Annotated in this window: 10 protein-coding genes; 7 read left to right on the forward strand and 3 right to left on the reverse strand. The window is 68.0% G+C overall.

Annotated features, from left to right (window positions below):
- Nucleotides 1-253 (forward strand): DnaJ domain-containing protein (locus RIF93_RS16730; protein ID WP_309092586.1); only part of this gene is annotated, 253 nt, incomplete at its 5' end.
- 62 nt (nucleotides 254-315) lie between these two features.
- Here RIF93_RS16730 and RIF93_RS16735 read toward each other — a convergent pair.
- Nucleotides 316-1,596 carry a D-alanyl-D-alanine carboxypeptidase gene (locus tag RIF93_RS16735; protein WP_309092587.1) on the reverse strand — a complete coding sequence of 427 codons (1,281 nt, stop codon included), beginning with the start codon at nucleotides 1,594-1,596 and terminating at the stop codon, nucleotides 316-318.
- Nucleotides 1,597-1,881: 285 nt separating this feature from the next.
- Here RIF93_RS16735 and RIF93_RS16740 point away from each other — a divergent pair, with 285 nt between their 5' ends.
- The 4 genes from RIF93_RS16740 to RIF93_RS16755 all read left to right on the forward strand — a co-directional run bounded on the left by RIF93_RS16740 (nucleotide 1,882) and on the right by RIF93_RS16755 (nucleotide 4,771).
- Nucleotides 1,882-2,316, forward strand: coding sequence for a TIGR01841 family phasin (locus RIF93_RS16740; protein WP_309092588.1), 435 nt, complete (start codon nucleotides 1,882-1,884; stop codon nucleotides 2,314-2,316).
- Between the two features lie 90 nt (nucleotides 2,317-2,406).
- Entirely contained in the window at nucleotides 2,407-2,868 is a 462-nt protein-coding gene (locus RIF93_RS16745) for a RidA family protein (RefSeq protein WP_309092589.1), read from the forward strand.
- Nucleotides 2,865-3,611, forward strand: coding sequence for a glycerophosphodiester phosphodiesterase (locus RIF93_RS16750; protein WP_309092590.1), 747 nt, complete (start codon nucleotides 2,865-2,867; stop codon nucleotides 3,609-3,611). Before RIF93_RS16745 ends, RIF93_RS16750 begins: the two co-directional genes overlap by 4 nt.
- Nucleotides 3,608-4,771: a GNAT family N-acetyltransferase gene (locus tag RIF93_RS16755; protein WP_309092591.1), complete on the forward strand. Its 1,164-nt coding sequence runs from the start codon at nucleotides 3,608-3,610 to the stop codon at nucleotides 4,769-4,771. Before RIF93_RS16750 ends, RIF93_RS16755 begins: the two co-directional genes overlap by 4 nt.
- On the opposite strand, the gene RIF93_RS16760 is transcribed toward RIF93_RS16755, so the two are convergent.
- Nucleotides 4,755-5,117 carry a helix-turn-helix domain-containing protein gene (locus RIF93_RS16760; RefSeq protein WP_309092592.1) on the reverse strand — a complete coding sequence of 121 codons (363 nt, stop codon included), beginning with the start codon at nucleotides 5,115-5,117 and terminating at the stop codon, nucleotides 4,755-4,757. The two genes, RIF93_RS16755 and RIF93_RS16760, sit on opposite strands and share 17 nt — an antisense overlap.
- Nucleotides 5,118-5,226: 109 nt before the next feature.
- On the opposite strand from RIF93_RS16760, the gene RIF93_RS16765 reads away from it, so the two are divergent.
- Together RIF93_RS16765 and RIF93_RS16770 are read left to right on the forward strand one after the other, a co-directional pair.
- Entirely contained in the window at nucleotides 5,227-5,628 is a 402-nt protein-coding gene (locus RIF93_RS16765; RefSeq protein ID WP_309092593.1) for a GFA family protein, read from the forward strand.
- 70 nt (nucleotides 5,629-5,698) lie between these two features.
- The gene (locus RIF93_RS16770) at nucleotides 5,699-6,136 is read left to right on the forward strand and encodes an HIT family protein (RefSeq protein WP_309092594.1); all 438 of its coding nucleotides are present in this window, start codon (nucleotides 5,699-5,701) and stop codon (nucleotides 6,134-6,136) included.
- A gap of 62 nt (nucleotides 6,137-6,198) precedes the next feature.
- Here RIF93_RS16770 and RIF93_RS16775 read toward each other — a convergent pair.
- Nucleotides 6,199-7,414 (reverse strand): AAA family ATPase (locus RIF93_RS16775; protein ID WP_309092595.1); only part of this gene is annotated, 1,216 nt, incomplete at its 5' end.

Raw genomic sequence — 7,414 nt, forward strand, 5'->3', positions numbered from 1 at the left:
AGGCATTGTGCTGGTGGTGCTGGGGCTCTGGCTGGCCGTCTCCACCCGCCGGACCGGCATGGCTGCGCAGCCCTCGGGTCGCATGAGCGTCGCCGAGGCTCGCCGCATCCTGGGCGTCGAAGAGGGTGCCAGCCGAGCGGAGATCCAGGCCGCCTACACCCGCCTGATGCGCATGGCGCATCCCGACAAGGGCGGCACCGCGGGGCTCGCCGCCCAGCTCAACGCGGCGCGCGACCGACTGCTTTCGAAGTAGCGTGCAATGAAAAAGCCCCGGCGCAGGACCCCGGGGCTTTCCAACTCTCCTCAGTGACAGCGCTAGGCGCTGGGCGGCAGCACCATGCAGGGCTGCTTCTTCGCCTTCAGCGCCCGGCAGGCGTCCTTGGCGGTCTTTTCGGTGAAGCCCGAGAAGCGGCTGCGGTACTTGCCGCCGTCCTTCTCGGCCACGCCCTTGGCCTTGGCGAAGTGCTTGCCGTACTTCTTCTCGACGATCTCGAGCTGCTCGCGGGCGTCGGTGCGGCTATTGAACGAGCCCACCTGGACGGTCCACTTGCCCTTGGCGGACTTCGCCTTCTCGACGATCTCGATCTTCGAGGCGCGCATCGGCGGAGCCGTCGAGGCCAGCACGATCTTCATGCCTTCGTCGTCCTTGTCACCCTGGGCGACCTGAGCCTTCGGGCGGGCGGCGGCGGCCATGCCGTTGGCCTCGAAGAAGCTCTGCGCGACCTGGATGTTCTCGCCGCGGGCGCGGCGGCCCATGACGTCGAAGCCGGTCAGCAGCAGGTTCTCGGCGTTGTTGTCGCGCGCCTTGGTGGTCGGGCCGCCGAGCACGACGGCGATCAGGCGGCGGTTGTCGCGCACGGCCGAGACGGCGAGGTTGAACCCTGAGGCGTTGGTGTAGCCGGTCTTCAGCCCATCGACGCCGTACATGCGGTGCAGCAGGCCATTGTGGTTGCGCAGCTGCTGGCCGCGGAAGTTGAAGTACTGGGTGCTGAACAGCTTGTAATACTGCGGGTAGTCCCGCATCACCGCGCGCGACAGGACGGCGATGTCCCGCGCCGTCGACACCTGGCGGCTGTCGGGCAGCCCCGAGGCGTTGGCGAAATGGGTGTTCTTCATGCCCAGCTCCTGGGCGCGAAGGGTCATCAGGGCGGCGAAGCGCTGCTCGGTGCCGCCCAGCTTCTCAGCCAGCGCCACGGCTGCGTCGTTCGCCGACTTGGTGGCGAGCGCTTTCATGGCCTCGTCGACGCTGATGGAATCGCCGGCGCGGACGCCCAGCTTGGTCGGGGCCTGAGCTGCGGCGCGCGGCGAGAAGACCACCCGGTCGTCCAGCTGCAGCTTGCCCGACGCGAGCGCCTCGAAGGTGAGATAGAGCGTCATCACCTTGGTGATGGAGGCCGGATAGCGCAGGGCGTCGGCCCGGTTCTCGTACAGGACCTCACCCGTCTTGGCGTCCACGACGATCGCCGCGTACTTCGACGACGTCTGGGCCAGCATCGAGTAGGGGACCTGCGCCTGGGCGGCTGGGGCGAGAGCGCCCATGGCCGTGAAGGCGGCGAGACCGAGCGAAACCACAAGGCGGCGGGCGTGCTGGAACATGCTTCGTCCGTCGAATCAAAGCGTTGGAGCGGCTACAGCGCCGCCGGAGACTCCCTAACATGACAGCCGCAGCCTTTCGGTAGAGTAAACAGGTCTTGAACGGACCAAATGCCGCGCCTGCGCACGGCGAAGGCCAGACCAGCTTGGCTGTAGAGGGCAGGAACATTGTGCAGTGCACAAAAACTGATTGACTGCTGCACTGCAGCATGAGAGAAGGGGGTGCGTTTCCTAGGGGACCTGCGCGTGCCTGTTCCCCACCCTCATTCCTCCCCAGGAGATCTTCCCATGGCCGCCGCCGAAGCCGCGAAGACCACCGCCGAACAGTTCACCGCCGCCAGCAACGTCGCCTTCAAGGACGGCGTCGAGAAGACCCTGGCCGCGCTCAACGAGCTCAACACCCATTCGAAGCAGAACCTGGAAGCCGTCGTGGCGTCGGTGACCGCCGCCACCAAGGGCGCCGAAGCGCTGGGCGCGCAGGCGATGGCCTTCTCGAAGACCGCCTTCGAGACCCAGGTGAACGCCGCCCGCTCGCTGGCCGGCGCCAAGAGCTTCCAGGAAGTGATGGAGCTCCAGACCGCGTTCGCCAAGACGGCGCTCGAAACCTACATGGCCGAGGTCGGCAAGATGTCCGAGACCGTGTCGGCCTCGGTGAAGGACTCGGTGAAGCCGCTGAACGAGCGCGTCACCGCCGTCGTCGAGAAGCTGCAGGCCGTCCGCTAAGGCCCAGACGTTCAGTACCGCGGAGCCGAAGGGCCGGTCCGCAAGGGCCGGCCCTTTTCTCATGCCTCGGCGGGCGGTACAGGTGCCGCCATGTCGAAAGTCGAAGACCGCCTGGCCGAGCTGGGCATCACGCTGCCGCAGCCCGTCGCGCCTGTGGCCAACTATGTGCCGTTCGTCCGTTCGGGGGATCTCGTCCATATCTCCGGGCAGGTGTCGATCGACGCCTCGGGAGGCATCAGGGGTACGGTGGGCCAGGATGTGGACGCCGAGACGGCCAAGCGCGCGGCCCGGCTGTGCGGGATCAACCTGATCGCCCAGATGAAGGCCGCCTGCGAAGGCGATCTCGACCGCGTCGTGCGCGTGGTGAAGCTGGGCGGGTTCGTGCAGGCCGGTCCCGACTTCTTCGAGATCCCACAGGTGGTGAACGGCTGCTCGGACCTTATGGTCGAGGTGTTCGGCGACGCTGGCCGCCACGCCCGCTCGGCCGTGGGAGTCTATCGCCTGCCGCTGAACTTCGCCGTTGAGGTCGACGCGGTGGTGCAGCTGTCGTGAGGGACCGCTTCGGCGAGGCTTGGGACCTTCTCTTCCACCCGCCGATCGCGCACCGCGGGCTCTGGAGCCCCGACGGAGCGCCCGAGAACTCGCTGAGCGCCTTCCAGGCGGCGTGCGCCGCCGGCTACGGCATCGAACTGGACGTCCAGCTTTCGGCGGACGGGGAGGCGGTGGTCTTCCACGACGCCACGCTCGAGAGGATGACCGGCCAGACCGGCCGGGTCCGCGACCGCTCGGCCGCCGACCTGGCCGAGTTGCGCCTCAAGGGCAGCGACGAGAAGATCCCGACGTTGCTGGAGGTGCTGGCCATCGTCGGCCATCGCGCCATGGTGCACGTGGAGCTGAAGACGCCGCCTGGCGAGGTGGGCCCGCTGGAGCGGCGGGTGCACGAGGTGATCGCCGACCACAACGGCCCGCTGGCGGTGATCGGCTTCAATGCCTACAGCCACGCCTGGTTCGCCGACCACTATCCGGGCGTCCTGCGCGGCCTGGACAGCTATGCCTACGCCGACCAGCCGAAGCTCTCGGCCGAGCAGCGGCGCAGCTATTCGCAGCTGGAGCACGTGGCGATCGCCCGCCCGCACTTCCTGGCCCTGGGGCTGGACATGCTGCCCAGCCCACGCGCCGCGGAACTGCGGGCGCAGGGGATGCCTATCGTCGCCTGGACCGTCCGCGATCCTGCCCAGTGGGACGCGGTGAAGGCCGGTTGCGACAACCTGATCTTCGAGGGGTTCAGGGCGTGAGCCTCAAGCCGGCGGTGAAGGTCTCCCGCCGCATCGCCGAGATCGGCCGCGAAGCGTGGGACGCCTGCGCAAGGAACCCGGCGCACCTTAGCAATCCTTTCGTGCGCTACGACTTCCTGGACGCCCTGGAGGCCGCCAATTGCGCGGTCGAACGCCAGGGCTGGGGGCCGCAACACCTCTCCATCGAGGACGAGTCCGGCCGCACGGCGGCGGTGATGCCGCTGTACCTGAAGTCCCACAGCCAGGGCGAATACGTGTTCGACCACGCCTGGGCGGACGCCTATGAGCGCGCCGGCGGGCGCTACTATCCGAAGCTGCTGAGCGCGGCGCCGTTCGTGCCGGCCACAGGTCCTCGGCTGCTCGTGCGGCCGGATGTGGACGCCGACGAGGCGAGGGGGCTGCTGCTGGGCGGCGCGCTGACGCTGTGCGAGCGCTATGGGGCCTCGTCGCTGCACGTGAACTTTCCCACCGAGCCGGAGTGGCGGTTCATGGGCGAGTTCGGCTTTGGCCTGCGCGAGGGGCAGCAGTACCACTGGGAAAACCGGGGCTACCGGGACTTCGAGGACTTCCTGGGCGCGCTGTCGTCGGGCCGGCGAAAGACCATCCGGCGTGAACGGCGCGAGGCCCAGGCGCCCGTCGAGATCGTGCGCCTGACGGGAGCCGAGCTGACCGAAGAGCACTGGGACGCCTTCTTCGCCTTCTACATGGACACCGGCTCGCGCAAGTGGGGACGGCCATACCTCAGCCGGCCTTTCTTCTCGCTGCTGGGCGAGCGGATGGCGGATCGGGTGCTGCTGGTGATGGCGCGCCGTGGGGGCCAGTGGATCGCCGGCGCCCTCAACCTGATTGGCGACGACTGTCTGTACGGCCGCCATTGGGGCTGTGTGGAGGAAGTCCCGTTCCTCCACTTCGAGCTCTGCTACTACCAGGCGATCGAATGGGCCATCGAGCAGGGCCTGCCGCGGGTGGAGGCCGGCGCGCAGGGTCAGCACAAGATCGCCCGCGGCTACCTGCCGAAGCCCGTCTATTCCGCCCACTACATCGCCGACCCGGCGCTCCGGGCGCCCGTCGAGCGGTTCCTGGAGCAGGAGCGCGCCGCGGTCGACCAGGAGATGGAATGGCTGACGGAGGAGTATTCGCCGTTCAGGGAAGGGCTGTAGCCGCGTCGGTCGCGGGGTCCTGTTCGGCCCTCCAGCGCTCGTGCGCCTTACCCCAGTTCGACATCGTCACCACCGCGTCGTTGAGCGACAGCCCGAGCTCGGTGACGGAGTACTCGACGTGCGGCGGGACTTGGCCGTAGACGGTCCGCCGTACGATGCCGTCCGCCTCCATTTCCCTCAGCTGCTGAGCCAGGACCTTTTCGCTGATCGGCGGCAGCAGGCGGAAGAGCTCGGAGAAGCGGCGGGGCGCGAGGTGAAGCTCCCACAGGATCGACGGCTTCCACTTGCCGCCGATCACGGCCAGCGCCGAGGCGAAGCCGCAGGAGTCGGGTTCGAGGCGTCGCATGTCCTAACCTTCAGGTGTGGGCCTTACCTTGCGGTGCGTTCTTCAACGGCCCGGCCAGGGCGCTACCTATCAGATGACGCGCCATATCCTGTCACCATCGGAGAGCCACTTGGTATCGGTCGAACGCGCCGCCGCCTGCGTCTGTGGACAGCTGCGGACCACATTGCGGGGCGAACCGCGGCGGGTCTATGCGTGCCATTGCCTCGAGTGCCAGGCGACGACCGGCTCCGCGATGGCCCATCGCGCCATCTTCCCAGACGCCGCAGTCGTCGAGCGTTCGGGAGAGGTGCGGCGCTGGCGCAGGACGGGCAGCTCGGGAGGCTGGTTGGAGCAAGCCTTCTGCCCCACCTGCGGAACGGTGGTCTGGATGACGGCGCAGGCGCTGACCGCCGCGATCTCGGTCTCGGTCGGCTGCTTCCGGGACCCGGCGTTCCCGCCGCCGGTCGCCGCCCACTGGACTGTGCGCCGCCCGCCGTGGCTGCGGCTTGCCGGCGTCGCGGACGCGAGCTAGCTCCGGCGCGGCCGTTTCGCGCCATCCGCCGATTTGATACGAGCACCGCCTGAGGATCAGGAGGCGCACGATGAGCTTGGACGGGACCTACGACCACGACAACATCTTCGCCAAGATCCTGCGGGGCGAGATGGGCTGCGCGCGGGTGTTCGAAGACGACCACGTCTTCGCCTTCATGGACGTGTTTCCGCAGTCGAAGGGGCACACGCTGGTGATCCCCAAGCATTCCTCGGCGCGCAATCTGCTGGAGGAGGAGCCCGACCGGCTGTCGCACCTGATCCTGGGCGTGCAGCGGGTCGCGAAGGCGGTGCGCGCCGCGCTCAATCCGGACGGGATCGTGGTGACCCAGTTCAACGGCGCCCCCGCAGGCCAGACGATCTACCACCTGCACTTCCACATCATCCCGCGCTGGAACGGCGTGGAACTCGGCCGGCACGCCTCGGGCGGCATGGCCGACATGGACGAGCTGAAGGCGCTGGCGGCGCAGATCGCGGCGAAGATCAGCTAGGCGCCTAACGAAAAGGCCCGGGATCGCTCCCGGGCCTTCGCATTTCAGCGTCGCGCGACGAACTAATCGGCCAGTTCGGTCGCGGCCGGCTTCTCGACGATGGGCGCGCCGGGCTCCCGGTCGCGACCTTCGATCTCGAACGCCAGCTTGCCGTCCTTGAGCACCACCTTGACGTGACCGCCCTTGGCCAGCCGGCCGAACAGGATCTCGTCGGCGAGCGGCTTCTTGATGTTCTCCTGGATGACCCGGGCCAGCGGCCGGGCGCCATAGAGCTCGTCGAAGCCGTTCTTGGCCAGCCAGTCGGCCGCCTCGTCGTCCGTCTCGATGGTGACGTGCCGGTCCGCCAGCTGGGCTTCCAGCTGCATGACGAACTTCTGCACCACCTGGCGGATGATCTCGGGCGTCAGCGCGCGGAAGTGCACGATGGCGTCCAAGCGGTTGCGGAACTCCGGCGTGAACTGGCGCTTCAGCGCCTCTTCGACCTCGTCGTCCTGCTTGCCGCGGCCGAAGCCGATGGCGTTGCGCTGGGCGTCGGCGGCGCCGGCGTTGGTGGTCATGATCAGGACCACGTTCCGGAAGTCGATCTTCTTGCCGTTGGAGTCGGTCAGCTGACCGTGGTCCATGACCTGCAGGAGGATGTTGTAGACGTCCGGGTGGGCCTTCTCGATCTCGTCCAGCAGCACCACGGCGTGCGGGTGCTGGTCGACGGCGTCGGTCAGGAGGCCGCCCTGGTCGAAGCCGACGTAGCCGGGGGGCGCGCCGATCAGGCGGCTGACCGTGTGGCGCTCCATGTACTCGGACATGTCGAACCGCAGGAGCTCGATGCCCAGGGTGGAGGCCAGCTGGCGCGCCGTTTCGGTCTTGCCGGTGCCTGTGGGGCCGGTGAACAGGTAGCAGCCGATCGGCTTGTTCGCGTCGCGCAGGCCGGCGCGGGCCATCTTCATGGCCGCCGACAGCTGCTCGATGGCGTCGTCCTGGCCGTACACCGCCCGCTTCAGGTCGGTTTCGAGCTGCTTGAGCGCTTCAGTGTCCGACTTGGAGACCGACTTGGGCGGGATGCGGGCGATCTTGGCGACGACGGCCTCGATCTCCTTCACGCCCAGGGTCTTCTTCCGCTTGCCTTCGGTCAGCAGCATCTGCGAGGCGCCGGCCTCGTCGATGATGTCGATCGCCTTGTCGGGCAGCTTGCGGTCGGTGATGTACTTCGCCGACAGCTCCACCGCCGCCTTGAAGGCGTCGTTGGTGTACCGGAGCTTGTGGAAGTCCTCGTAGTAGGAC

Source organism: Phenylobacterium sp. (assembly GCF_031181185.1).
Classification (GTDB): domain Bacteria; phylum Pseudomonadota; class Alphaproteobacteria; order Caulobacterales; family Caulobacteraceae; genus Phenylobacterium.

What these genes read in the sequence shown, in the direction of transcription:
- RIF93_RS16735 (WP_309092587.1), bottom strand. Translation starts at nt 1,596, where the DNA reads ATGTTCCAGCACGCCCGCCGCCTTGTGGTTTCGCTCGGTCTCGCCGCC.
- RIF93_RS16740 (WP_309092588.1), top strand. Translation starts at nt 1,882, where the DNA reads ATGGCCGCCGCCGAAGCCGCGAAGACCACCGCCGAACAGTTCACCGCC.
- RIF93_RS16745 (WP_309092589.1), top strand. Translation starts at nt 2,407, where the DNA reads ATGTCGAAAGTCGAAGACCGCCTGGCCGAGCTGGGCATCACGCTGCCG.
- RIF93_RS16760 (WP_309092592.1), bottom strand. Translation starts at nt 5,117, where the DNA reads ATGCGACGCCTCGAACCCGACTCCTGCGGCTTCGCCTCGGCGCTGGCC.
- RIF93_RS16770 (WP_309092594.1), top strand. Translation starts at nt 5,699, where the DNA reads ATGAGCTTGGACGGGACCTACGACCACGACAACATCTTCGCCAAGATC.